This window comes from Leclercia adecarboxylata (genome assembly GCF_023639785.1).
Taxonomy (GTDB): Bacteria; Pseudomonadota; Gammaproteobacteria; order Enterobacterales; family Enterobacteriaceae; genus Enterobacter; species Enterobacter adecarboxylatus_D.
Map to the genome: position 1 here is coordinate 2,820,846 of NZ_CP098325.1, position 24,358 is coordinate 2,845,203.

At 54.8% G+C, this 24,358-nt stretch carries 23 protein-coding genes, 1 pseudogene and 1 riboswitch; of the genes and pseudogenes, 10 read left to right on the plus strand and 14 right to left on the minus strand.

The genetic code is table 11. The features are described 5' to 3' along the window. The first annotated feature begins 65 nt into the window (after nt 1–65). Nucleotides 66–1,658 carry an EAL domain-containing protein gene (locus NB069_RS13445; protein WP_250584303.1) on the plus strand — a complete coding sequence of 531 codons (1,593 nt, stop codon included), beginning with the start codon at nt 66–68 and terminating at the stop codon, nt 1,656–1,658. On the opposite strand, the gene yoaE is transcribed toward NB069_RS13445, so the two are convergent. Continuing rightward, complete coding sequence (yoaE, locus tag NB069_RS13450; RefSeq protein ID WP_250584305.1) at nt 1,659–3,218, minus strand: CNNM family cation transport protein YoaE; 1,560 nt, start codon at nt 3,216–3,218, stop codon at nt 1,659–1,661. Further along, entirely contained in the window at nt 3,206–3,364 is a 159-nt protein-coding gene (locus NB069_RS22630) for a protein YoaL (RefSeq protein ID WP_434543587.1), read from the minus strand. The genes yoaE and NB069_RS22630 overlap by 13 nt, the downstream gene beginning before the upstream one ends. A gap of 316 nt (nt 3,365–3,680) precedes the next feature. Between NB069_RS22630 and manX the strand changes: the two genes are divergently transcribed. The 5 genes from manX (at nt 3,681) to mntP (ending at nt 7,846) form a co-directional block, all read left to right on the plus strand. Then, nucleotides 3,681–4,658: a PTS mannose transporter subunit IIAB gene (manX, locus tag NB069_RS13455; RefSeq protein ID WP_250584307.1), complete on the plus strand. Its 978-nt coding sequence runs from the start codon at nt 3,681–3,683 to the stop codon at nt 4,656–4,658. 58 nt (nt 4,659–4,716) lie between these two features. Next, nucleotides 4,717–5,514, plus strand: a complete 798-nt coding sequence (locus tag NB069_RS13460; RefSeq protein ID WP_039030788.1) for a PTS mannose/fructose/sorbose transporter subunit IIC — start codon at nt 4,717–4,719, stop codon at nt 5,512–5,514. Between the two features lie 12 nt (nt 5,515–5,526). Beyond that, a complete protein-coding gene (locus NB069_RS13465; RefSeq protein ID WP_039030789.1) occupies nt 5,527–6,378 on the plus strand; it encodes a PTS mannose transporter subunit IID in 852 nt (283 codons plus the stop codon). A gap of 57 nt (nt 6,379–6,435) precedes the next feature. Then, entirely contained in the window at nt 6,436–6,894 is a 459-nt protein-coding gene (locus NB069_RS13470; protein WP_250584309.1) for a DUF986 family protein, read from the plus strand. Nucleotides 6,895–7,091: 197 nt separating this feature from the next. Beyond that, nucleotides 7,092–7,282: riboswitch (yybP-ykoY riboswitch) on the plus strand. Then, on the plus strand, nt 7,283–7,846 hold the full coding sequence (gene mntP / locus NB069_RS13475; protein ID WP_138369404.1) for a manganese efflux pump MntP: 564 nt from the start codon (nt 7,283–7,285) through the stop codon (nt 7,844–7,846). Here the strand turns inward: mntP and rlmA are convergent. From rlmA to mgrB, 7 genes and pseudogenes are all read right to left on the minus strand, one after another. Further along, nucleotides 7,843–8,658 (minus strand): 23S rRNA (guanine(745)-N(1))-methyltransferase, encoded by an 816-nt coding sequence (gene rlmA / locus NB069_RS13480; RefSeq protein ID WP_250584311.1) that lies wholly within the window; start codon nt 8,656–8,658, stop codon nt 7,843–7,845. The two genes, mntP and rlmA, sit on opposite strands and share 4 nt — an antisense overlap. Nucleotides 8,659–8,721: 63 nt before the next feature. Beyond that, nucleotides 8,722–10,440, minus strand: coding sequence for a peptidoglycan glycosyltransferase FtsI (gene ftsI / locus NB069_RS13485; RefSeq protein WP_250584312.1), 1,719 nt, complete (start codon nt 10,438–10,440; stop codon nt 8,722–8,724). A gap of 219 nt (nt 10,441–10,659) precedes the next feature. Continuing rightward, nucleotides 10,660–10,869 (minus strand): transcription antiterminator/RNA stability regulator CspE, encoded by a 210-nt coding sequence (gene cspE / locus NB069_RS13490; RefSeq protein WP_001062678.1) that lies wholly within the window; start codon nt 10,867–10,869, stop codon nt 10,660–10,662. A gap of 12 nt (nt 10,870–10,881) precedes the next feature. Beyond that, nucleotides 10,882–11,026, minus strand: a pseudogene (locus NB069_RS13495) (DUF2627 domain-containing protein). Nucleotides 11,027–11,550: 524 nt separating this feature from the next. Continuing rightward, nucleotides 11,551–12,540: an MBL fold metallo-hydrolase gene (locus tag NB069_RS13500; RefSeq protein WP_250584314.1), complete on the minus strand. Its 990-nt coding sequence runs from the start codon at nt 12,538–12,540 to the stop codon at nt 11,551–11,553. Nucleotides 12,541–12,559: 19 nt separating this feature from the next. Further along, nucleotides 12,560–12,850, minus strand: coding sequence for a YebO family protein (locus NB069_RS13505; protein WP_250584317.1), 291 nt, complete (start codon nt 12,848–12,850; stop codon nt 12,560–12,562). A gap of 73 nt (nt 12,851–12,923) precedes the next feature. Further along, nucleotides 12,924–13,067: a PhoP/PhoQ regulator MgrB gene (gene mgrB / locus NB069_RS13510; protein ID WP_039030795.1), complete on the minus strand. Its 144-nt coding sequence runs from the start codon at nt 13,065–13,067 to the stop codon at nt 12,924–12,926. Nucleotides 13,068–13,226: 159 nt separating this feature from the next. Between mgrB and NB069_RS13515 the strand changes: the two genes are divergently transcribed. Continuing rightward, nucleotides 13,227–13,466, plus strand: coding sequence for a YobH family protein (locus tag NB069_RS13515; RefSeq protein WP_250589516.1), 240 nt, complete (start codon nt 13,227–13,229; stop codon nt 13,464–13,466). Nucleotides 13,467–13,520: 54 nt separating this feature from the next. Here NB069_RS13515 and kdgR read toward each other — a convergent pair whose 3' ends face one another. Then, complete coding sequence (gene kdgR / locus NB069_RS13520) at nt 13,521–14,312, minus strand: DNA-binding transcriptional regulator KdgR (RefSeq protein WP_250584319.1); 792 nt, start codon at nt 14,310–14,312, stop codon at nt 13,521–13,523. 178 nt (nt 14,313–14,490) lie between these two features. Here kdgR and NB069_RS13525 point away from each other — a divergent pair, with 178 nt between their 5' ends. Beyond that, nucleotides 14,491–15,864 carry an MFS transporter gene (locus NB069_RS13525; protein WP_250584321.1) on the plus strand — a complete coding sequence of 458 codons (1,374 nt, stop codon included), beginning with the start codon at nt 14,491–14,493 and terminating at the stop codon, nt 15,862–15,864. A 47-nt stretch (nt 15,865–15,911) separates the two neighbouring features. On the opposite strand, the gene htpX is transcribed toward NB069_RS13525, so the two are convergent. The 4 genes from htpX to NB069_RS13545 form a co-directional block, all read right to left on the minus strand. Beyond that, nucleotides 15,912–16,793 carry a protease HtpX gene (htpX, locus tag NB069_RS13530; protein WP_039030798.1) on the minus strand — a complete coding sequence of 294 codons (882 nt, stop codon included), beginning with the start codon at nt 16,791–16,793 and terminating at the stop codon, nt 15,912–15,914. A gap of 195 nt (nt 16,794–16,988) precedes the next feature. After that, the gene (prc, locus tag NB069_RS13535) at nt 16,989–19,037 is read right to left on the minus strand and encodes a carboxy terminal-processing peptidase (RefSeq protein WP_250584323.1); all 2,049 of its coding nucleotides are present in this window, start codon (nt 19,035–19,037) and stop codon (nt 16,989–16,991) included. Between the two features lie 19 nt (nt 19,038–19,056). Further along, entirely contained in the window at nt 19,057–19,743 is a 687-nt protein-coding gene (gene proQ, locus NB069_RS13540) for an RNA chaperone ProQ (RefSeq protein ID WP_039030800.1), read from the minus strand. A gap of 97 nt (nt 19,744–19,840) precedes the next feature. Further along, nucleotides 19,841–20,338: a GAF domain-containing protein gene (locus NB069_RS13545; protein ID WP_250584325.1), complete on the minus strand. Its 498-nt coding sequence runs from the start codon at nt 20,336–20,338 to the stop codon at nt 19,841–19,843. Between the two features lie 131 nt (nt 20,339–20,469). Here NB069_RS13545 and yebS point away from each other — a divergent pair, with 131 nt between their 5' ends. Beyond that, on the plus strand, nt 20,470–21,753 hold the full coding sequence (gene yebS, locus NB069_RS13550) for a membrane integrity lipid transport subunit YebS (protein WP_250584327.1): 1,284 nt from the start codon (nt 20,470–20,472) through the stop codon (nt 21,751–21,753). Continuing rightward, complete coding sequence (locus NB069_RS13555) at nt 21,722–24,355, plus strand: PqiB family protein (protein WP_250584329.1); 2,634 nt, start codon at nt 21,722–21,724, stop codon at nt 24,353–24,355. The genes yebS and NB069_RS13555 overlap by 32 nt, the downstream gene beginning before the upstream one ends. Nucleotides 24,356–24,358: the final 3 nt, after the last annotated feature.

Sequence of the window (24,358 nt, forward strand, 5' to 3'; positions counted from 1 at the left end):
AGGCCTACTACACTAGCCAGGTTGCCACGGGCATTCACGCCAGTGGCTCTTCGGGTGGCCGTGGCATGCAAACAGCTCACAGGATAATTAAAAATTATCGCCGCAAACGCATAATCGTCTGCCTTGCGCTGTCACTTTCTACCCTGGTTTGCACGCTAATAATTGGCTTTATTTCGCAGCGCAATTCAAACCAGCAGTCCACCGTTGCCTTTGTGTCCCATGCTGTCGATACGCTGGACAAGATCCTGCAGCCGCTGGAAACCGGGCGGGACGTGGTGCAGCCCCTGATTGGCCAGCCCTGCGTGGAGATTAATTTTTTACTGCGCAAACAGGCCGCCACCCTGCAAACCGTGCGCTCCATCGGCCTGATCAAAGACGGCGTTCTTTACTGCTCGAGCATGTTCGGCAGTCGCGATATCCCTATCAGCCAGTTCCAGCCTATGCTGCCCGCATCACAGCCTTTACTGCTGCTGACAATGGACCAGCAGGTGATAAAAGGCAGCCCGGTGCTGATCCAGTGGTATCCGGCGCCAGGCAAGAGCGAGGATGGGGTCATGGAGATTGTGAATATCGATCTTATTGCCCGAATGCTGCTGGAGCCGCAGTTGCCCATTATCAGTGACGTTAACCTCAGCGTGGGCGGTAAGCATCTGAATTATGAAGGCAAGCTCTCAGACACGCTGGTCGCCGACGCTGAAGACAACGTTTACCAGCAGGCTTCCCTCCACTTTCCCTTTACCATCAGCGTTAACGGCCCGGGTCTGACCGCGCTGGCGCTGAAAAGTCTGCCGTCACAGCTACCGCTGGCGGTGATCTTCAGCGTGCTGGTGGGGTATATCGCCTGGCTTGCCACCGCCAGTCGCATGAGCTTCACCCGGGAAATTAACTTTGGTCTGGCGTCCGGTGAGTTTGAGCTGTTTTGCCAGCCGCTGATCGATGCCAAAAAACAGGATTGTATCGGCGTGGAAATTCTGCTGCGCTGGAACAATCCGCGCCAGGGGTGGATCGCCCCGGATATCTTTATCCCGCTGGCAGAGGAGCATAATCTGATTGTCCCTCTCACCCGCTACGTGCTCATCGAAACCGTCCGGCACCTCGCAGTGTTCCCCACCGCTCCGGGATTTCATATTGGCATCAACGTGGCCGCCAGCCATTTTCGCGGCGGCGAACTCCTTCACGATCTGAACCGCGTCTGGTTTAGCGCCGAGCCCGCGCAGCAGCTGGTCATTGAATTAACCGAACGCGATACCCTGATAGAAATGGATTTCAACATGGTGGAAGAGCTGCATCAGAAAGGGGTGAAGCTGGCGATTGACGATTTCGGGACCGGCAGCAGTTCGCTCTCATGGCTGGAGAAGCTTAACCCAGAGGTGCTGAAAATTGATAAATCCTTTACCGCCGCCATCGGCACGGACGCCGTCAACTCGACGGTAACGGACATTATTATTGCTCTGGCCCAGCGTCTGAATATTGAACTGGTGGCGGAAGGGGTCGAAACCAGCGACCAGGCGAGACATCTGCGTCTGCATGGCGTTGATATACTGCAGGGGTTTTTGTACGCGCGGCCCATGCCGCTGCGGGATTTCCCGCAATGGCTGGCGGAGCGTTCACCTCCGCCAGCCTCTCACAACGGCGATATGATGCCGTCGATATCCTGATTACTCTTCTTCGTCGTGGGCAGACTGCTCTTTAACAATGCGCACCAGATCAACGCGGTAATCATTGGCGGTCACGATGGTGATCTTCAGCGGCGGTAATTCAAGCACATCGCCCGCACGCGGGATCTGGCCATTTATGGCAATCACCAGGCCGGCGACCGTTGCAATATCCTCATCGTGGTTGGTCAGGTGCTCAAGCCCCAGCGTATGCTGCAGCGCGTGCACATCCGTGGTGCCTTTAACCAGCCAGCCGTCGCCATCATTGACGATTTCAGGCGTTTCGTCGGCATCCGGGAACTCACCGGCAATCGCCTCCAGCACGTCCAGCGGCGTTACCAGGCCCTGCACCACGCCAAACTCGTTGGTCACGATAACAAAGCTGCCGCGGGCACGGCGCAGCACGCCAAGCAGGTTAATCGGGTCAAGCGTTTCCGGTACCACGATAGCAGGCGACGCGGCGGCAATGGCTTCTACGTCCACGCCCTCTTCCAGCGCCACCAGCATCTCTTTTGCACGTACCACGCCGATAATCTCGTCCAGTTCGCCGCGGCACACCGGGAACAGGCTGTGCGGGGAGGAGAGCAGCTGCTGGCGGATTTCCGCCACGCTCAGGCTGGCATCCACCCAGCTGATTTCACCCCGGGGAGTCATGATGCCACGCAGCGAGCGGGAGGCCAGCGACAGCACGCCGTTAATCATATAGCGCTCTTCTTCAACGAAGGCCCCTTCCGGAACCGGCACCGGGACATGGTTATCGTTGTCCTGCTGCGCTTTGGCTTCACGGCGCCCCCCCATCAGACGCAGAATCGCATCAGCGGTACGGGCGCGCAGCGGCTGGTTCGACTGCTGGCGAATAAAGTTGCGGCGGGCAATCTGGTTAAACATCTCTATAATGATTGAGAAACCAATTGCGGCGTACAGATAGCCTTTCGGAATATGGAAGCCGAAACCTTCTGCCACCAGGCTCAGACCGATCATCAGCAGGAAGCTCAGACAGAGCACCACCACGGTCGGATGCTGGTTGACGAATCGTGTCAACGGTTTCGAGGCGAGCAACATCACCGCCATCGCAATGATCACAGCGGCCATCATCACCGGCAGGTGGTTAACCATACCGACGGCGGTAATCACCGCGTCGAGGGAGAAGACGGCGTCCAGCACCACAATTTGCAGTACCACCACCCAGAAGCTAGCGTAGCCTTTACCGTGTCCATCGTCATGCTGGCGGTTTTCCAGCCGTTCATGGAGTTCGGTTGTGGCTTTGAACAACAGGAATATACCCCCCAGCAGCATGATCAGATCGCGCCCTGAGAAGGTGAAGTCGAAAGCGGTGAACAGCGGTTGCGTAAGCGTAACCATCCACGAGATCACCGACAGCAGCGCAAGACGCATAATCAGCGCCAGCGACAGACCGATTAAACGTGCTTTATCTCGTTGTTTAGGCGGAAGTTTATCCGCAAGGATAGCGATAAACACCAGGTTATCGATGCCGAGAACGATCTCAAGCACCACCAGCGTGAGCAATCCTACCCAGATTTGCGGGTCCATTAAGAATTCCATGACAAGCTCCTGCTAAAGGAATGACAAAACGGCGCCGCGAAAGATGCGGGCGAAGCGGTAAAGGACGAAAACAGTGAGTGGCGCGAATCGCCGATTAGGCTGGCCAGAGCTGGCCGGGTGTGTGACTGGCGTCGGTGACGGTCCATACAGTGGGCTGCTGCCCAATACTCCTGACAATTAAACGGATGTTAAACATATCAGAGACATGAGCTTTTTGGCAAAGATTTACTTTCCTTTGCAAACAGATGTTTCCGGGCTTTTTTTGATCACAGAAATATCTCGGTGGCTTAGGCTAAATTACGGATCTTCATCACATAAATTATTTTTTCGATGTCTAAAATAAATCGCGTAAGTCTTAGTTAATTGAACTCTAACCCTTATCTGAATCGATTCGTTCTTTCGAAGATGATCTCTAATGCTCTCCTCACCCGGAGCATTAACGATAATAAAAGGAGGTAGCAAGTGACTATTGCTATTGTTATAGGCACACATGGTTGGGCTGCAGAGCAGTTGCTTAAAACCGCAGAAATGCTCTTAGGCGAACAGGAAAACGTCGGCTGGATCGATTTCGTTCCCGGTGAAAACGCCGAGACACTGATAGAGAAGTACACCGCGCAACTGGCAAAGCTGGACACCAGCAGCGGCGTGCTGTTCCTTGTTGACACATGGGGTGGCAGTCCGTTTAACGCCGCAAGCCGCATTGTGGTCGATAAAGAGCAGCATGAGGTCGTGGCCGGGGTCAACATCCCGATGCTGGTTGAAACGCTGATGGCCCGGGATGACAACCCGAGCTTTGATGAGCTGGTTGCGCTGGCCGTCGAAACCGGCCGCGAAGGCGTAAAAGCGCTGAAAGCGAAACCGGTTGAAAAAGCCGCACCGGTCGCGGCAGCTGCCCCTGCTGCCGTCGCGAAAACCGCCGCCCCGCTTAAGCCAATGGGCCCGAACGATTACATGCAGATTGGTCTGGCGCGTATCGACGACCGACTGATCCACGGTCAGGTCGCCACCCGCTGGACCAAAGAGACCAACGTGCAGCGCATCATTGTCGTCAGCGATGAAGTCGCCGCCGATACGGTTCGCAAAACCCTCCTTACCCAGGTCGCTCCGCCGGGCGTAACCGCCCACGTGGTGGACGTCGCCAAAATGATCCGCGTTTACAACAACCCGAAATATGCGGGTGAGCGCGTCATGCTGCTGTTTACCAACCCAACGGACGTCGAACGTATTGTTGAAGAAGGGGTGAAAATCACCTCCGTTAACATCGGTGGTATGGCTTATCGCCAGGGCAAAACCCAGGTGAACAATGCTGTGTCGGTGGACGAGAAAGACATCGAAGCGTTCAAAAAACTCAACGATCGCGGTATCGAGCTTGAAGTGCGTAAAGTCTCTACCGACCCGAAACTGAAAATGATGGATCTGATCGGCAAAGTCGCGAAATAAGCCAGAGCGGGTCGACAAATTTCACACTTAAGTCTGTTAAAGCTATAGGAGAAGTACAATGGAGATTACCACTCTTCAGATTGTGCTGGTGTTCATCGTCGCGTGTATAGCGGGTATGGAGTCCGTACTAGATGAATTTCAGTTTCACCGTCCGCTGGTCGCCTGTACGTTAATCGGCGCCGTTCTCGGCGATATGAAAACCGGTATCATCATCGGTGGTACCCTGGAGATGATCGCCCTCGGCTGGATGAACATCGGTGCGGCTGTTGCGCCCGATGCGGCTCTCGCCTCCATCATCTCTACCGTGCTGGTTATCGCCGGCCACCAAAACATCGGTGCCGGTATTGCGCTGGCCATTCCGCTGGCAGCAGCAGGCCAGGTACTGACCATCATCGTGCGTACTATCACCGTTGCGTTCCAGCATGCGGCAGATAAGGCGGCAGAGAATGGTAACCTGACGGCCCTGTCGTGGATCCACGTTTCGTCCCTGTTCCTGCAGGCCATGCGTATCGCTATCCCGGCGGTCATCGTGGCAATCTCCGTGGGCACCAGCGAAGTTCAGGGCATGCTGAACGCCATTCCTGAAGTGGTTACCAGCGGTCTGAACATTGCTGGCGGCATGATCGTGGTCGTGGGTTATGCGATGGTCATCAACATGATGCGCGCAGGCTACCTGATGCCGTTCTTCTACCTCGGCTTCGTGACTGCGGCCTTCACCAACTTCAACCTGGTGGCACTGGGCGTAATTGGTGCGGTAATGGCTATCCTCTACATCCAGCTCAGCCCGAAATATAACCGCGTAGCCGGTACAGCGCAGGTTGCTGGTAATAACGATCTCGATAACGAACTGGACTAGCAGGTGAGCGAAATGGTTGATATGACTAAAACTACCCCTCAGAAAAAACTGACCCCGGGTGATATTCGTGGCGTGTTCATTCGTTCAAACCTGTTCCAGGGTTCATGGAACTTCGAACGTATGCAGGCGCTGGGCTTCTGCTTCTCCATGGTACCGGCGATTAAACGTCTGTATCCCGAGAACAACGAAGCGCGTCGTCAGGCGATTAAGCGTCACCTGGAATTCTTCAACACCCATCCTTACGTTGCGGCTCCGGTTCTGGGCGTTACGCTTGCGATGGAAGAGCAGCGTGCCAACGGCGCAGAGATTGACGATGGCGCCATCAACGGTATCAAAGTGGGTCTGATGGGACCGCTGGCTGGCGTGGGTGACCCCATCTTCTGGGGCACCGTGCGTCCGGTCTTCGCTGCACTTGGTGCCGGTATCGCCATGAGCGGTAGCCTGCTGGGTCCTCTGCTGTTCTTTATCCTGTTCAACGTGGTGCGTCTGGCCACCCGCTACTACGGCGTGGCGTACGGCTACCGTAAAGGTGTGGATATTGTCCAGGATATGGGCGGCGGCTTCCTGCAGAAACTGACTGAGGGGGCGTCAATCCTCGGCCTGTTTGTCATGGGGGCGCTGGTGAACAAGTGGACGCACGTGAACATCCCGCTGGTGGTCTCAACCATCACCGGCCAGGATGGTCAGACGCGTGTGACCACGGTGCAAACCATTCTGGACCAGCTGATGCCGGGCCTGGTGCCGTTACTGCTGACCTTCGCCTGTATGTGGCTGCTGCGTAAGAAAGTGAACGCGCTGTGGATCATCGTCGGCTTCTTCGTTATCGGCATCGTCGGTTACGCTATCGGTCTGCTGGGTCTGTAAGTTTTCACTGAATACAGCGGGGGCATGAAGGCCCCCGTTTTTTTATCCGGAGGATGAATGACGGTCACGGACATCGTACTGGTTGTCTTTATTGTTGCCCTTCTGGCGTATGCCATCTACGACGAATTGATCATGCCCCGCCGCAACGGCGAGACGCTGCTTTCAATCCCCCTGCTGCGCCGCGGTCGCGTTGATGGCATCATCTTCACCGGCCTGCTGATGATCCTCATCTATAACAACGTGATGAGTCAGGGAGCATTACTGACCACATGGTTATTATGTGCCTTAGCATTAATGGGGTTTTATCTGTTCTGGGTCCGGGCACCGAAAATAATCTTTAAATCCGCTGGGTTCTTTTTCGCCAATGTCTGGATAGAATATAACCGCATTAAAGAGATGAATTTATCTGAAGATGGCGTGCTGGTGATGCAATTAGAGCAGCGACGCCTGCTTATCCGGGTGCGGAATATTGACGACCTGGAGAAGATATACAAACTACTTGTTAGAACTCAATAAGATAGAATAATAGCACTGGCTATATCTGGCTAAATATTTAGCAATGCTATATAGCCAAGGCTATATTATTTCGTAGAATTCACACTTTAATATTAACGTTATTTTCACAATAATATTTAAATGAAAATCGTTATCAACAAGTGATCTGAATAATACCTGTCTGCTGTTGTTTTATATTCTCAAAATATGTTAAGGTTGCGCCCGTCGTTGGGGAGTAGCCGATTTCCGGTTTGCCGGAAATGTACGTGTCAACATACTCGTTGAAAAACGTGGCACGTACGGATTGTTCTGCTGAAGCAGAAAAATCAGGCGAGACCATAGACGCATCTACTGCTGTTTACTGGGGGCGGTGATGTGTCATATGGATATTCCCGGTCTGGACGCATTTATGAACCTCTCAGCAACACTTCTTCTGGCCTTTGGTATGTCGATGGACGCGTTTGCCGCTTCCATGGGAAAAGGCGCCACGCTGCATAAACCTAAGTTCTCTGAAGCCCTGCGTACTGGCCTTATCTTTGGTGCTATCGAAACCCTGACGCCGCTGATTGGCTGGGGCCTTGGGATGCTCGCCAGCCAGTTTGTCCTGGAGTGGAACCACTGGATCGCCTTTATCCTGCTGACCTTCCTCGGGGGACGTATGGTTATTGAAGGTATTCGTAATGATGTCGATGAAGAAGAGCCCATCCACCGTCACGGGTTCTGGCTGCTGGTGACCACAGCTATCGCCACCAGCCTGGATGCGATGGCCGTTGGCGTAGGGCTGGCTTTCCTGCAGGTGAACATCATTGCCACCGCGCTGGCGATTGGCTGCGCGACCTTTATTATGTCCACCCTCGGGATGATGATTGGCCGGTTTATCGGCCCGCTGTTAGGGAAACGCGCCGAGATCCTCGGCGGCATCGTATTGATCGGTATTGGCGCACAGATTATGTGGAGCCACTTCGCCGGTTAACCGACTCGCTGCCAGCAGTGAAGACTAAAATCTGTCTGGCAGCTGAAATGTTCATGTTTTGCCAGGGCTTCCCACACGTCCGGTTTTGCCCGCCATGCAAAAGGCGTCATCTGTAAAAGCTCCACCGCCTCTTCGCCGCTCAGCGACATGTTATAGGCCAGCGACTGCGCTTCTCTGAGCGCAAAGCCCGTCAGCTGCTCCGAATGGGGCGCATGCAGCAGAACCTCGTCGTAAATCAGCCCTTTCAGCTCCATCAGATGGCGCGGCCCTGGCGTCACGGTGATTACCCAGCCGCCCTCTTTCACTACCCGCGCCAGCTCTTCTCCTTTGCAGGGGGCGTAAATGCGGACGACCGCATCCATACTGTTCTCTTCAAACGGCAAACGATGGCTGGACGCCACGCAGAAGGTCACCTGCGAGTAGCGTTTTGCCGCGGCGCGAATAGCGGATTTCGAAACGTCCAGACCAAAGGTCGCAGCCCCCTTCTCCCGGGCAGTTTGTGCAAAGGCGGCCGTGTAGTAGCCTTCTCCGCAGCCAATATCGAGTACCGACGTCGCGCCAGCGGGCAACAATGCCGCCAGCTTAGCGGCGACCGCGTCGCGCAGGGGTTGATAGTGGCCGGCATCAAGAAAGGCTCTGCGCGCCTGCATCATCTCTGCGCTGTCGCCCGGATCGCGTGACCGCTTATGCTGCACCGGGAGCAGATTGACGTAGCCCTCTTTCGCCATATCGAACCGGTGCCCCTGCGGGCAGGCGTAACTTTTATCCGTTTGCGCCAGCGGCGCGTGGCAAAGAGGACAGCAGAATGTCATGGTAACTCCGGGCAATCATAAAGGGCGAAAGTGTACCGCTAATCGCCCCGCTATAAAACGGCCTTAACGCATTACGATAAGATGGCTTGAGTCGGCCGGGAGCCCATCCGGTTTGATGTTTTCGATGCGCAGCACGTCGCCCATGATCTGACTGAATACCGGCGCCGAGACCGCCCCGCCGTAGTAGGCGCCGTTTTGCGGATCGTTAATCACCACCGCCAGGGCAAAGACAGGCTTACTGGCCGGCGCGACGCCAGCGGTATAGGCCACATATTTGTCGACATAGTTGCCGCCATCATCAATTTTCTTCGCGGTGCCGGTTTTCACCGCCACCCGGTAATCACGCACCGCCGCTTTGATCCCGCCCCCGCCCGGGAGGGCCACGCTTTCCATCATATGTTCCACCTCCTGCACAATCGACGCAGGCATCACCTGGGTGCCGATGACCGGCGGGTCGATGCGGGTGATAGAGAGCGGGCGCTCCAGGCCGTAGCTGCCGATGGTGGCATAGACGTGGGCCAGCTGTAAGGGGGTGACCATCAGCCCGTAACCAAACGCGAAGGTGGCGCGATCGAGCTGGCTCCAGAATTTACGCTCCGGCAGCAGGCCGCTGCTCTCGCCCGTTAACCCCAGACCGGTGGAACGGCCAAAGCCAAACCCGTGGTAGGTATCCAGCAGGCGCTGGATCGGCATCGCCAGCGAGAGACGCGACACCCCCGTATCGCTCGATTTTTGCAAAATGCCGGTCAGCGTCAGCTCCGGGTAGTAACCCACGTCGCGGATGCGGTGTCCGGCCAGGGTATAGGGATGGGTATCAATAACGCTGTCCGGCTGCACCAGCCCCTGCTGGAGGGCGGTCATCAGCACCAGCGGCTTGACGGTGGAGCCGGGTTCGAAGGTGTCGCTGATGGCGCGATTACGAAAATCGTTGAGCGTGGCGCCTTCCCGGTTGTTGGGATTAAAATCAGGGAAGCTGGCCATCGCCAGGATCTCGCCGGTCTGAACGTTAATCAGCACCGCTGCCCCCGATTCCGCTTTATTCCACGCCACGGCGTTGTCCAGGGCATCTTCCGTGATGGTTTGCAGCCGTTCATCAATGCTCAACTGGATGTTGTGCGCCGGAACAGGCGGGATTTCGGTAATGTTTTCGATCACACGTCCGAAGCGATCTTCCCGCACCCGGCGCAGGCCCGGTTTACCGGTTAGCTGTGAGTTAAAGCTCTTTTCGATGCCCTCTATGCCCTGCCCGTCAATATTAGTGAAGCCAATCAGATTGGCGGCCACGTGTCCGGCCGGATAAAAACGACGGGACTCATCGCGCAGGCTGATCCCCGGCAGTCGAAGCTTTTCAATCCATTTGGCCTGAGAGGGGTCGACCTGGCGAGCGAGATAGATAAACCGGCCCTGCGGATTGCCATTGATGCGTGCGGCCAGCGTGGGGAGCGATAAATGCAGCGCGCTGGCTAACGCCTGCCAGCGCTCGTCATATCCGACGCCTCCTTTTGCCAACACCGTTTTTGGATCCGCCCATACCGCCTGCACCGGCACGCTCACGGCCAGGGGGCGCCCCTCCCTGTCCATTATCATTCCCCGGGGGGCGTTAATCGCCACTTCCCGCAGCGAGCGCATATCCTCCTGCTTAACCAGCGGATCGGGCTTGACGATCTGCAGCCAGGCGACCCGGCCCAGCAGAAAGAGCAGACTCCCAAGGATCACCATGCAGAGAAGAGCAAAACGTAACGGCGTAAAATTTGCTGCGGGATTGACGGATTTCTTTTTCACCAGGGCTCCAGGGCTTGATAACAACGCCCTGATTTAACGGCAAATCTGAACGGCACGGGTGAAAACAATGCTAATACTCTCGCAGCTTTGAAACAAACTGCTAACAGAGACGCATGTTGTAACACTTTGAAAAATATGCATTAAAAAGCCCCGCATAGGCGAGGCTTTATATCTCTGCAACTGAAACGTCGGAACGCTTCAGACCAGGCAGGGTTTTGATCAGATAGCGGTTACGTTAACAGCAGCCGGACCTTTCTGGCCGTCCTGAATTTCGAACTCAACGTTCTGGCCTTCGGCCAGAGTTTTGAAGCCGTTACCCTGGATTGCAGAGAAATGTACGAATACATCTTTGCTGCCGTCAGCAGGAGTAATGAAACCAAAACCTTTAGACTCGTTGAACCACTTAACTTGACCTTTAATCTTTGCCATTTGCAAAATTCCTTAGAATGTTTTCTTCGCCCGCGGGCATTCACTGAGATAAAACTGAGACATTACTGCATGAGGCACTAATATAAGGTTCGGCAGAGAAGCGGTATTCAACGACAACGTGTTTACTCAGGACTTCTTTACTGAAAATGCCACACATAAACAGAACTGTACCTCGTTTGACCCAAACCGTGTTATCACACACAACTTAAATAATGGCAAGCCATTTTTAAACGTGTCTCGATCAGCCGCACAAATTCAGGGACTGATTTGCCACAATCTGCACAGTAATCCACGTATGTGTATAGCTGGCCCGTATGTTGCTGGATCAGTGACCGTCAGGGTAGACGCTGTTATCAAAGACTTTTTTACCTTAGACCAATAACTTCATATCGTCCAGCAAGCGAAGCCGATTTCCTGCAACATCTATTTCTGTTAGAACATTTGGTAAAAACTTATGCTGTTTTGATCACAACGGCAGACATTAGTATATCGGTAAAAACAGCCAATATCGCTTCGCTTGTTTAACTTATATACACCCTGAGGTTGAACGCGGCTATGCACCAAAATAATGATATTTTTATGAACCTGCCTCAAAAAAAGGCAATCAAAACGTTTCGATTAAAATAAAATATGAATCGCGTCGATTTAATACGGAATAAGTACTAACGAACACAAAATAGTTTATACGGATAAATATTGACCAATACGCAGTGGCTGAAAGTTTTCGACGTCTGAAGATATATTCTTAAGTGCCTGAGCCAGTTCTTTAACAGGTTCATCCAGTGATTCATCCGCCAGTTCAAACACTCCCCAGTGGATTGGAATCGCCCGCGGCATGCCGAGCTGTTGCCAGAGCGCCACCGCCGACTGCGGATCCATATGATGCATCGACATAAACCAGCGTGGCGCATAGGCTCCGACAGGTATGGCCAGGGTATCCAGTTTTCCCAGTCGTTCGGGGATGGTCAGGAGCTCCGGGGTATAGCCCGTATCGCCGCTAAACCAGAAGCGCTGATTTTGCCCTTCAAAGACCCAGCCACACCACAACGAGCGATTACGATCCCACAGGCTGCGCATGCTCCAGTGCTGCGCCGGAACCGCAGTAAACACCAGCCCTTCATAAACGTAGCTTTGCCACCAGTCCAGCTCCACAACCTGCTTTGCCCCTCGACGGCGGCACCAGGCGCCCAGACCTAATGGCACAAAAAAGGTCAGCTGCGGGAAACGGCGCAAAAGCTGGCGCACCGTTGCGGAGTCCAGATGATCAAAATGGTTATGCGAAATCACGACGGCATCCAGTTGCGGTAACGCCGCGACGCTCATTACAGGGGGCGTTTTCCTTGTCGGCCCGGCAAAAGTTACCGGCGAGGCGCGCCGGGAAAAAACCGGATCGGTCAGAATGTATTTTCCGCTCAGGCGCAACAGCAGACTGGCGTGTCCCAGCCACCAGACACCGTCTTCTTCAAGCGTATTCAGGGTGACAGGCTGCCACCACTGGCGGATAAAGGCGTCATAGCCTTCTGCAGGGGGCTTGGGCAATCCGGCAGCTTTACGTTCTTTCCGCCAGCGTTCAACATCACCGGGTTGATGGCCAGAAGCATCCGTATTGCGAAAGCCCTGTGGGGTATGATGCGCGAGGGAGGCGTTATACCAGGGATTACTCCAGGCCACAGACACCTCCCTTAGCTGATTAGCGTTCGGCGACCAGACGAATAAAATCGTCGTCCTGGCTGTTTACCGTCTCTTCCGGCGCTTTTGGTGCTGCCTTCTCTTCCGGCTCATTGGCTTCGCACAGGCGACGCAGCAGGACATTCTGTCGTTTCTGCAGGTCGACTAACGTCTCCAGCAGCTCAATCTGCTCACTGGTGCGGGAGCTTGCACGGTTCACAAAAAACCACAGCACCAGCCCTACAATCAGCAGCACGACCGAGATTGCCAGAGATGCCACGCTGAACATCCCGGAATTCACTAACTCACCCATTTCACCCCCTAATAAAAACGCTTATTTTACCACTCGCGTTAAGGAAGGAAATCATTTGCGATAAAAATGACAACTACCATGGGATAAACTTATTGATAGAACAAATACCGCTAAAGAACTGTACATCCTGGTCGCACATCACATTAATGGTCTGCGTCCAGAGCAAAACACAGGCCAGCAACACTAAGACCAGAATAACCCAGCGTATTTTTTTCACTCCACTCTCCGTACCCTAACTGCCTGATGCCAGGTTATCATGCGCAACTTAAACCATGCCTAACTGTAACGTGAAGGCTAAGCTTTCGGAATCATATACTTGTTTACGTGATTGTATCGATTACTCTAAGCGGCAATTATTCAAAAAAATGAGGTAATGATGCGCTTTTTTATTCGCACATTGATTGTTATAGCACTCATCTGGACAGGTTTGCTGCTCGCAGGCTACGGCGTGCTGACGGGCAGTAAAGAGAATGCTGCCGGGTTGGGTATTCAGTGCCAGTATCTTACCGCGCGCGGGTTCAGCACGACGCAGTATATTCATTCAGACAGTGGCATCATCGGCCTCTCCCGCTGCCCGCTGCTAAGAAAAACCGACACCGTCATCGATAACGGCTGATTAAAAGCATAAAAAAACGCCGCCATCAGGCAGCGTTTTTTACGGCGATAACAATCAGAACGGATAATCGTTATAGCCCATCTGCTCAGAGATCTTACGCGCCGCCGTGTGCAGCATTTGAACGTACTCGTGCAGATGCTCTTCAGAGAAACGCAGTGTCGGGAAGGAGATACTGAGACCGGCGATCACCACCCCAAAACGGTCGAATACCGGTACGCCGATGCAGCGCAAGCCTTCTTCCTGCTCCTGGTTATCTTCGCCATACCCCTGCTCACGCACTTTATCCAGCACCTGCAAGAGTTCCTCGGTGGTGGTGATAGTGCGTTCGGTGCTGCGTTTGTACTCCACGTTCTCGAGGATCTGCTTCACTTCGTCACGGTCGCGCCATGCCAGCAGAACTTTACCGATAGCGGTACTGTACAGCGGGTTGCGACGGCCGATACGGGAGTACATACGCAGGTTGTACATGGAGTCGATTTTATGGATATAGACGATACTGTCTTCATCCAGAGCCCCCAGATGCACCGTCTCTTTCGTCAGACGCGACAGTTCACGCATCTGAATATCCGCGCTACGGATCAGGTCGACGTTCTGCAGGGCGCGCGCCCCCAGTTCGAATAGCTTCAGGGTCAGAGAGTACTTTTCAGACTCCCCTTCCTGTGCAACATAACCCAGTGATTTCATGGTCTGTAAAAAGCGATAAACGGTGCTTTTTGACATCATCACACGCTGGGACAGCTCAGTAATACCAATTTCGCGCTCTTCACCAAGCGCCTGCAGGATGCCGAACACCTTTAACACGGATGAAACAGAATCTGGCTGTTTATCCAAATCCGCGATTGCCATTAATCACCTCAACGCAAGTGTTTTATAAAATTCAGAACCGGTTTTTATTATAAATTCGCTGCTGCGTTGCTGCAATCAATCCTGGCTTACCTGGTTACAAATCTGCGACATACAACCGAAATAACAGTGATAATATCCTTACCCTGTTAATAATAACCTCCAATGCACATTAATTCTCATGACTACAACTTCCACAGACGGCCTGCCGACACCGCAACGCTACGGTGCGATTGCGACCATTATTATCGGTATTTCAATGGCCGTACTGGATGGCGCCATCGCCAACGTGGCCCTGCCGACCATTGCCAGCGATCTTAACGCCTCTCCCGCCAGCTCGATCTGGATTGTAAACGCCTATCAGATCGCCATTGTTATCTCCCTGCTGTCGTTCTCTTTTCTCGGGGATATGTTTGGGTACCGCCGCGTCTATCAGTGCGGGCTGGTCGTATTCACCCTGACGTCTCTCTTCTGTGCCCTTTCGGACACGCTGCACATGCTGACGCTGGCGCGCATCGTGCAGGGCTTCGGCGGCGCGGCACTGATGAGCGTGAATACGGCATTGATTCGTCTCATCTACCCGCAGCGGCATCTGGGCCGGGGCATGGGGATCAACTCCTTTATCGTGGCCGTGTCGTCTGCGGCGGGGCCGACCATCGCCGCAGCGATCCTCTCCGTGGCCTCCTGGCAGTGGCTGTTTTTAATCAACGTTCCGCTGGGGATCGTGGCGTTGCTGTTCGCCCTGCGCTTTTTACCGGCCAACGGGCCGAAAAGCAGCATGCCCAAATTTGACCTCCCGAGCGCGGTGATGAACGCCCTGACCTTCGGCCTGCTGATCACCGCCCTGAGCGGGTTTGCTCAAGGGCAGTCGCTTATGTTAATTGCGGGCGAGGTCGTGGCGTTGCTGGTGGTTGGCTTCTTCTTCGTGCGTCGTCAACTGGCGCTGCCGGTGCCGTTACTGCCGGTCGACCTGCTGCGTATTCCCCTCTTCTCTCTCTCCATCTGCACCTCAATATGCTCCTTCTGCGCCCAGATGCTGGCCCTGGTCTCGCTGCCCTTCTTTCTGCAAAGCGTCATTGGTCGTACAGAAGTGGAGACAGGTTTACTGTTAACGCCCTGGCCGCTGGCAACGATGGTGATGGCGCCGCTTGCGGGCTATCTGATTGAGCGGGTGCATGCAGGATTACTGGGTGCGATGGGGTTAGTGGTGATGGCGACGGGACTTTTCGCGCTTGCCCTGTTGCCTGCGGCTCCTCACGATCTGGATATCATCTGGCGAATGGTGCTGTGCGGGGCGGGTTTTGGCCTGTTCCAGTCGCCCAATAACCATACCATTATCACCGCCGCTCCCCGCCATCGCAGCGGTGGCGCCAGCGGGATGCTGGGCACTGCCCGCCTGCTGGGTCAGAGTACCGGCGCGGCGCTGGTGGCGTTGATGTTCAACCTGGCCGGGCAAAGCGGCACGCACCTGGCGCTATTGACCGCCGGTTCACTGGCCACCGTCGCGGCCATTATCAGCGGGCTTCGGGTGACCCAGCCTCGTTCCCAGGCATAAAAAAAGCGCGTCGTTCGACGCGCTTTTTTATTATCCAACCGAAGCTGTTACTTCAGGTATTCACCGTTACGCAGCGCTTCAATACGCTTATCCAGCGGCGGGTGAGACATGAACAGCTCGCTCAGCGATTTCGATTTACCGTTGATGCAGAAGGCCATCATGGTTGAGGCTTCCTGCGGCTCATAGCTGGTTTTCAGACGCTGCAGCGCGGCAATCATCTTCTCACGGCCAACCAGTTTGGCTGAGCCCGCATCGGCGTGGAATTCACGATGACGGGAGAACCACATGGTGATGATGCTCGCCAGAATACCGAATACCAGTTCCAGTACCATTGAGACCGCAAAGTAGATCAGCGGGTTGCCGTTGCTGGATTCGCCTTCCTCACGATCGCCACCCATAAAGCCTGCGGCAATCTGGGCAATAATACGTGAGATGAAGATAACGAAGGTGTTCACCACCCCCTGGATCAGGGTCATGGTGACCATATCGCCGTTAGCAATGTGGCTGATCTCATGGGCGATAACCGCTTCCGCTTCATCACGGCTCATGTTCTGTAGCAGACCGGTACTCACCGCAACCAGCGAGGCGTCACGACGCGCACCGGTGGCGAAGGCGTTGATGTCCGGCGCGTGATAAATCGCCACCTGCGGCATGGCAATACCTGCCTGGCGGGACTGGTTAGCAACTGTGGTCATCAGCCACTGTTCCATATCGTTACGCGGTTGCTCAATAACCTCACCGCCAACGGATTTAAGTGCCATCCACTTGGACATCAGCAGTGAGATAAAGGAGCCACCAAAACCAAACAGCAGCGCCATAATTAACAAACCCTGAACGCTGCTCGACTGAATTCCTGTCAGGCTGAGAACCACCCCGAAGACCACCATGACCGCAAGGTTGGTGAGCAGGAAGAGCGCGATTCGCATCATAATATTCTTTTAACCTCAGTTTAACAAAACGCACTATGCGATTACCCACATCGTATGGGTATTCCGCATATTTTCAAGGATTGCAGCGGCGTAAGTCACCAGAAAGACACAACTTTACATAATGAAATGACTGCCTGACGGCAGAATGCGGTTAACAAAAAAACAGGCACAATTTCTTGTGCCTGTTGGGGGAGATTATTTAGCCGGAGCGGGGTTGCCGGCGGGCTTGTCTTTTTCCAGTTTTGCCAAATCGATAGCGATTTTCACCGTCTCATCGAGATACGGATCCGGCTCCTGGTAATCCTTCGGCAGGTCGTCCAGTTTTTTGAGGGCTGGCTTACCTTCACGTTTGAAGCGATCGTTGATACGCGCCAGACGTGTCGCATCATCCTCTTCGTTCTCTTTCAGACGCTGCGCGTAATTAAGAGAGACGATATTCCGTTTCGCCTTCAGGGCATTGAAACGGGCAATATCCTTGATGATGTACTGGAACTCCGGATCTTTGGCGATGCGGTCGTCGTGCTGCTTCAGCAGCGCCGGACCAAACTGGGTCATGTCACCCGACTTCACGTAGGTGGCAGCGTTAACGCTATCCCACGGCAACGCGTTATCTTCGAACTTCTCACCGGTTTCCGTCTCTTCGGTTCCCGTCGGCATGATGATATCCGGGGTCACGCCTTTACGCTGGGTACTGCCGCCATTCACGCGGTAGAACTTCTGAATGGTGTACTGTACCGAGCCCAGAGCAGGCCATTCCGGACGCAGCATCTGATCGTAAATACGGTTCAGGGAGCGGTACTGCTGCACCGTACCTTTACCGAAAGTCGGCTCGCCAACGATCAATGCCCGGCTGTAATCCTGCATCGCGGCGGCAAAGATCTCTGAGGCCGAAGCACTAAAGCGATCGACCAGCACCACCAGCGGGCCTTTATAGTACACAACGCCATCGGTATCCGCGTCTTCACGCACTTTACCGTTGTTGTCACGCACCTGTACCACCGGACCGGACGGAATAAACAGACCGGAAAGCGAAACCGCTTCAGTCAGTGCTCCACCGCCGTTAGTACGCAGATCGATGATTACGCTCTTAACGTTCTGTTTTTCAAGTTTCTGCAGCTGAACTTTGACGTCGTCCGTCAGGCCCACGTAGAAACCTGGAATATCCAGCACGCCAACCTTGTCTTTACCCACGGTTTTTACCGACATTTTCACCGCGCGGTCTTCCAGACGGATACGCTCGCGGGTCAGGGTAACGATACGGGTCTTGGTGCCTTTACCTGCAGGCAGAATTTCCAGACGGACCTTACTGCCTTTTGGCCCTTTGATCAGGGCAACCACGTCATCCAGACGCCAGCCGATGACATCGACCATGTTCTGGCCTGGCTGACCAACACCAACAATGCGATCGCCTACGCTAATCGCCTTACTCTTGGCCGCAGGACCACCGGCAACCATGGAGTTGATCACAGTGTAATCGTCATCCATCTGTAGTACCGCGCCAATCCCTTCAAGAGAGAGGCTCATCTCGGTGTTGAACTGCTCGGTGTTACGCGGAGAGAGATAGTTGGTGTGCGGATCGATTTCGTGCGCGAAGGCCGTCATCGCCAGCGAGAACACATCTTCACTGTTGGTCTGCGCCAGGCGACGAATGGCAAATTTGTAGCGGCGGGTCAGCGTCTCGCGGATCTCTTTCTCATCCTTACCGGTGAGTTTGAGGCTCAGCTCGTCATATTTAACTTTGCTGTCCCACAGCTGATTCAGCTCGGCTTCATCTTTTGGCCACGGCGACTTGCTGCGGTCAAGATTAAAGGTGTCGTTACCCGTGAAGTCCATCGGACGTTCAAGCACCTTAAGCGCATACTGATAGCGCTCAAAACGGCGTTTCTGCGACAGGTTATACAGGTCGTAGAACAGGTCCAGCTTGCCGCTGCGTAACTCATCCCCGACCTGGGTCTGCTTTTTAGCAAATTGTTCGACATCGCTTGCCAGCAGGACGTTATGGCTGTAGTCCAGCAAGTTCAGATAGCGGTCGAAAATTTTTGTCGAAAAAGCCTGGTCGAGATCGAACTGACGATAGTGCGAACGGGTGAAGCGCGACGTCACGCGCTCACTGACCGTCGCGTGCTGAGTCTCTTCCTTCAGAACCGGAATTTGATCGACACGCGTAATCTCGTCCACAGCGAAAGCGTGGCCTGTTATTGCAAACAGGCCAGCCAGCGCGGTGAGCTTAAAAAAAGTGTTCATGCCGGGCTTGGCCTCCGTTTTAGAACAACAAGTGTTCTGCGCGTACAATCATTGACAGACCAGAAGTCAGCTGTACACGAACGCCATCTTTGGTGATTTCCAGTACGGTGGCATCCATAGCATTGTTACCCGCTTTTACCTTCAGAGACTGACCCACGCTGAGCGCGGTGATGTCAGACACAGGGGTATGGCGCGGCTCTTCACGAGGCGCGCGTGGGGCTTTTGCCGCCGGTTGCTCAGCACGTGGCTTACGCTCGGTATTCTCTTTGCGACGCGGTGCAGGACGTGGCTTACGTTCACGACGAGGCGCTTCTTCCTGGCCATTGGCCGCGGCTGCTTCGCGTTTTTTAGCCTGCTGTTCAGCTCGCTGAGCCTGAACGCGCGCTTTAGCTTCTTCGAGCTGCTTACGTGCGTGCTCAACGTGTTGCTCATCCAGCACACCGCAAGGGTTGCCGTCGAGATCAACACGCGTCGCGCCCGCTTTGATACCGTAAAGGTAACGCCAGCTCGAAGTATAAAGACGTAAGGCGGAGCGGAGTTGGGTTTTGCTGAGGTTCATCTCACCTTCAACACGCTCTACCAGATCCTGAAAAATACCAATTTTCAGGGGACGAGCTTCGCCTTCGGCACTAAAACATTGAGGAAAACGTTCGGCCAAAAACGCGATAACTTCTTTACTGCTATTCAACTTAGGTTGATTTTCCATGAAATTTCCTGATTACAACGGACGTTGCCGACAAGCCGCAGGCATGAACAGGCGACATTATAATGACGCCATCCGTAAATGCTACGTTATCCGTTGATTATCCTGCGACGCTCGCAAAGAATTTGTGATAATCGGTCGCGGCGAGAACGTTTTCAAGATTCGCCACCAGCTCGCGCAGCCCCTGCTCATCATCGGCTGTAAAGCGATTAAAGACAGTGCTGTCGATGTCCAGAACACCAATAATCTGATTGTTTACTTTCAGAGGAAGGACGATTTCAGCATTGCTCGCGCTGTCGCAGGCGATGTGCCCGTCGAACGCGTGAACGTCATCCACACGCTGCACCTGGTCTTGCGCCACTGCAGTACCGCACACGCCGCGCCCGACCGGAATACGCACACAGGCAAGCTTGCCCTGGAAGGGCCCAAGTACTAAAGTTTCACCTTCCAGCAGATAGAAACCGGCCCAGTTCACATCGGACAGACGCTCAAAAAGTAATGCGCTGGTATTCGCCAGAGTGGCTAAGAAACTGGTTTCACCTGCCATCAATGCCTGAAAGTCACGGTTTAGGTCCGTGTAGAATTCTGTTTTGTTCATTATTCAATCACTTGGTTGTCTTACAAAGTTACAGCATAGCTTATTAAAATAAGCATTATTTACGTTCATGCTCAAGATGAATCCATTCATGAGTTAAGATAACTATTAACTATCCTTTTTTAGCGCGACCGATGGCTCTTAAATCACCGAAAATAACGCCGACGAAAAAAATCACCGTGCATACGGTCGGCGATGCGCTGCCTCGTGCACATTATCAGCGTTGTCCGCAATGCGATACGCTTTTTACGTTGCCAAAGATGAAATCATACCAAAGTGCTTTCTGCCCGCGCTGCAACGCAAAAATCCGTGATGGTCGCGACTGGTCGCTGACCCGGCTGGCGGCGATGGCCGTCACTATGATGCTGCTCATGCCCTTTGCCTGGAGCGAGCCGCTGCTGCAACTGCACCTGCTGGGCGTGCGCATCGATGCCAACCTGATGCAGGGGATCTGGCAGATGACCCGCCAGGGCGATCCGCTTACCGCATCGATGGTTTTGTTCTGCACCGTCGGCGCGCCGGTGGTGCTGGTGGCGGCTATCGCCTATCTGTGGCTCGGCAATATTCTGGGGATGAACCTGCGCCCGGTACTTCTGATGCTTGAGAAGCTCAAGGAGTGGGTGATGCTGGATATCTACCTGGTGGGGATTGTCGTCGCCTCCATTAAAGTGCAGGACTACGCTTACCTGCAGCCAGGCGGGGGCTTGTTCGCGTTTATAGCGCTGGTGATATTGAGCGTGCTGACGCTTATCCACCTGAACGTCGAGCAGCTCTGGGAACGCTTTTACCCCCAGCGCCCCGCCACCCGCTACAACCCCGAACTGCGCGTCTGTCTGGGCTGCCACTATACCGGCCTGCCCGACGCGCGCGGCCGCTGCCCGCGCTGCCATATCCCCCTGCGCGTGCGGCGGCATAACAGCCTGCAAAAGTGCTGGGCGGCGCTCATCGCCTCGCTGGTGTTTCTTATTCCCGCCAACCTGCTGCCGATCTCGGTGATTTACGTTAATGGCGGACGGCAGGAGGACACTATCATGTCGGGCATCGTCTCGCTGGCGCACAGCAACATCGCCGTGGCGGCGGTGGTGTTTATCGCCAGTATTCTGGTGCCCTTTATCAAAGTGGTGGTGATGTTTACCCTGCTCGTCAGCATTCATTTTAAATGTGAACAGGGGCTGAGAACCCGCATACTGTTGTTGCGTTTCGTTACCTGGATTGGCCGCTGGTCAATGCTGGATCTGTTTGTTATTTCGTTGATGATGTCGCTGATCAATCGCGATCAGCTCCTTGCTTTTACTATGGGACCCGCAGCGTTCTATTTCGGCACTGCGGTGATTTTGACTATTCTTTCAGTGGAATGGCTGGATAGCCGCTTACTTTGGGATGCACATGAGTCAGGAAACGCCAGCTTCGCCGACTGAAGCGCGAGTTAAAACAAAACGTCGTATTTCGCCATTCTGGTTACTGCCGGTTATCGCTCTGATGATCGCCGGCTGGTTAATCTGGACCAGCTACGAGGATCGCGGCAATACCATCACTATCGATTTCCAGAGCGCCGACGGCATCGTTGCAGGCCGTACCCCCGTGCGTTTTCAGGGGGTAGAGGTCGGTACGGTCCAGGATGTGACGCTCGATAAGAACCTGAATAAAATCGAGGTTCGCGCCAGCATCAAATCCGATATGAAAGATGCCCTGCGCGACGAGACGCAGTTCTGGCTGGTCACGCCCAAAGCCTCGCTGGCGGGTGTTTCCGGTCTGGATGCGCTGGTCGGGGGTAACTACATCGGGATGATGCCGGGTAAAGGCGAGCCAAAAGATCACTTCACCGCCCTGGATACGCAGCCGAAATACCGGCTGAACAATGGCGATCTGATGATCCATCTGCACGCACAGGATCTGGGCTCGTTGAACAGCGGCTCGGTGGTCTATTTCCGTAAGATCCCCGTCGGTCGGGTGTATGACTACGCCATCACCCCCAACAAGCAGGGGGTGGTCATCGACGTGCTGATCGAACGACGCTTCACCTCGCTGGTGAAAAAAGGCAGCCGCTTCTGGAATGTGTCCGGTGTGGATGCCGACCTGAGCCTGAGCGGCGCCAAAGTGAAGCTGGAGAGCCTGGCGGCGTTGGTAAATGGTGCTATTGCCTTCGATTCACCGGACGGTTCCGAGCCCGCCACCCAGGAAGATAACTTCGGCCTGTACAAAGATCTGGCCCACAGCCAGCGCGGCGTCATTGTGAAGCTCACCCTCCCCTCTGCGGATGGCCTGAAGGAAGAATCCACCCCGCTGATGTATCAGGGGCTACAGGTTGGACAGCTCACCAAAATGACGCTCAATCCTGGCGGACTGGTGACCGGTGAGATGACGGTAGATCCGAGCGTGGTGGATTTGCTGCGCAAAAACACGCGCATTGAATTGCGTACGGCGAAACTGTCGTTGAGCAACCCCAGCGTGAGCAGCCTGCTGACCGGCAGTACGTTTGAACTTATCCCCGGCGGCGGCGAACCGGTAAATCAGTTTGTGATAGCCCCGGCCGATAAGGCGCTGTTGCAAAAACCCGGGGTCCTGACCGTCACCCTCAACGCACCGGAAAGCTACGGTATCGACGCCGGGCAGCCGTTGATTCTGCACGGCGTGCAGATTGGCCAGGTGCTTGAGCGCACCTTAACCAGCAAAGGCGTCAGCTTTGCGGTGGCGATCGATCCGCAGTACCGTGAGCTGGTGCATGGCGACAGCAAATTCGTGGTCAACAGCCGGGTGGACGTCAAAGTCGGGCTCGACGGTGTCGAGTTCCTGGCGGCCAGCGCCAGCGAGTGGATCAGCGGTGGGATCCGGATCCTGCCGGGCGAAAAAGGCGCCATGCGCGACAGCTACCCGCTGTATGCCAACCTCGACAAAGCCCTGGAAAACAGCCTGAGCGATCTGCCGACCACCACCCTCACGCTGGTGGCCGACACCCTGCCGGACGTACAGGCCGGTTCGGTAGTGCTGTATCGCAAATTCGAAGTGGGTGAAGTGATTCTGGTTCGTCCGCGCGCGAATGCATTCGATATTGAACTGCATATCAAGCCGGAATACCGCAAGCTGCTCACCAGCAACAGCGTGTTCTGGGCGGAAGGTGGGGCCAAAGTCCAGCTTAACGGCAGCGGCCTGACGGTGCAGGCCTCTCCCCTCTCCCGCGCCCTGCGCGGGGCCATCAGCTTTGACAACCTGAGCGGGGCGAGCGCCGGCCAGCGTAAAGGCGACAAACGGATCCTCTATCCTTCTGAAACCGCCGCCCGTGCGGTTGGCGGCCAGATCACCCTGCATGCGTTTGATGCGGGCAAGCTCGCTGAAGGGATGCCGATACGCTATCTGGGGATTGATATCGGGCAGGTCCAGAATCTGAAGCTGATCACCGCCCGCAACGAAGTCCAGGCCACGGCGGTGCTGTACCCGGAATATGTCGATAACTTCGCCCGCGCCGGGACGCGTTTCTCGGTGATCACTCCGCAGATTTCCGCGGCAGGGGTGGAGCATCTCGATACTATTCTCCAGCCCTATATCAACGTCGAGCCCGGCCAGGGCAAAACGCGCCGCGACTTTGAACTGCAGGAGGCGACCATCACCGACTCACGCTATCTTGACGGCCTGAGTATCGTGGTGGAGGTGCCGGATGCGGCGTCCCTCGCCATCGGTACGCCGGTGCTGTTCCGCGGCATGGAGGTGGGTACGGTGACCGGGCTGACGCTGGGCACGCTCTCCGACCGGGTGATGGTGGCCCTGCGTATCAGCGATCGCTATCAGCATCTGGTGCGTAACAACTCGGTGTTCTGGCTGGCGTCAGGTTATTCCCTGGACTTTGGCCTGACCGGCGGCGTGGTGAAAACCGGGACCTTTAACCAGTTTATTCGCGGCGGTATTGCCTTCGCGACGCCGCCGGGCACCCCGCTGGCGCCGAAATCCCAGCCTGGCAAGCACTTCCTGCTGCAGGAGAGCGAGCCAAAAGAGTGGCGCAGTTGGGGAACCGCCCTGCCACGCTAACCC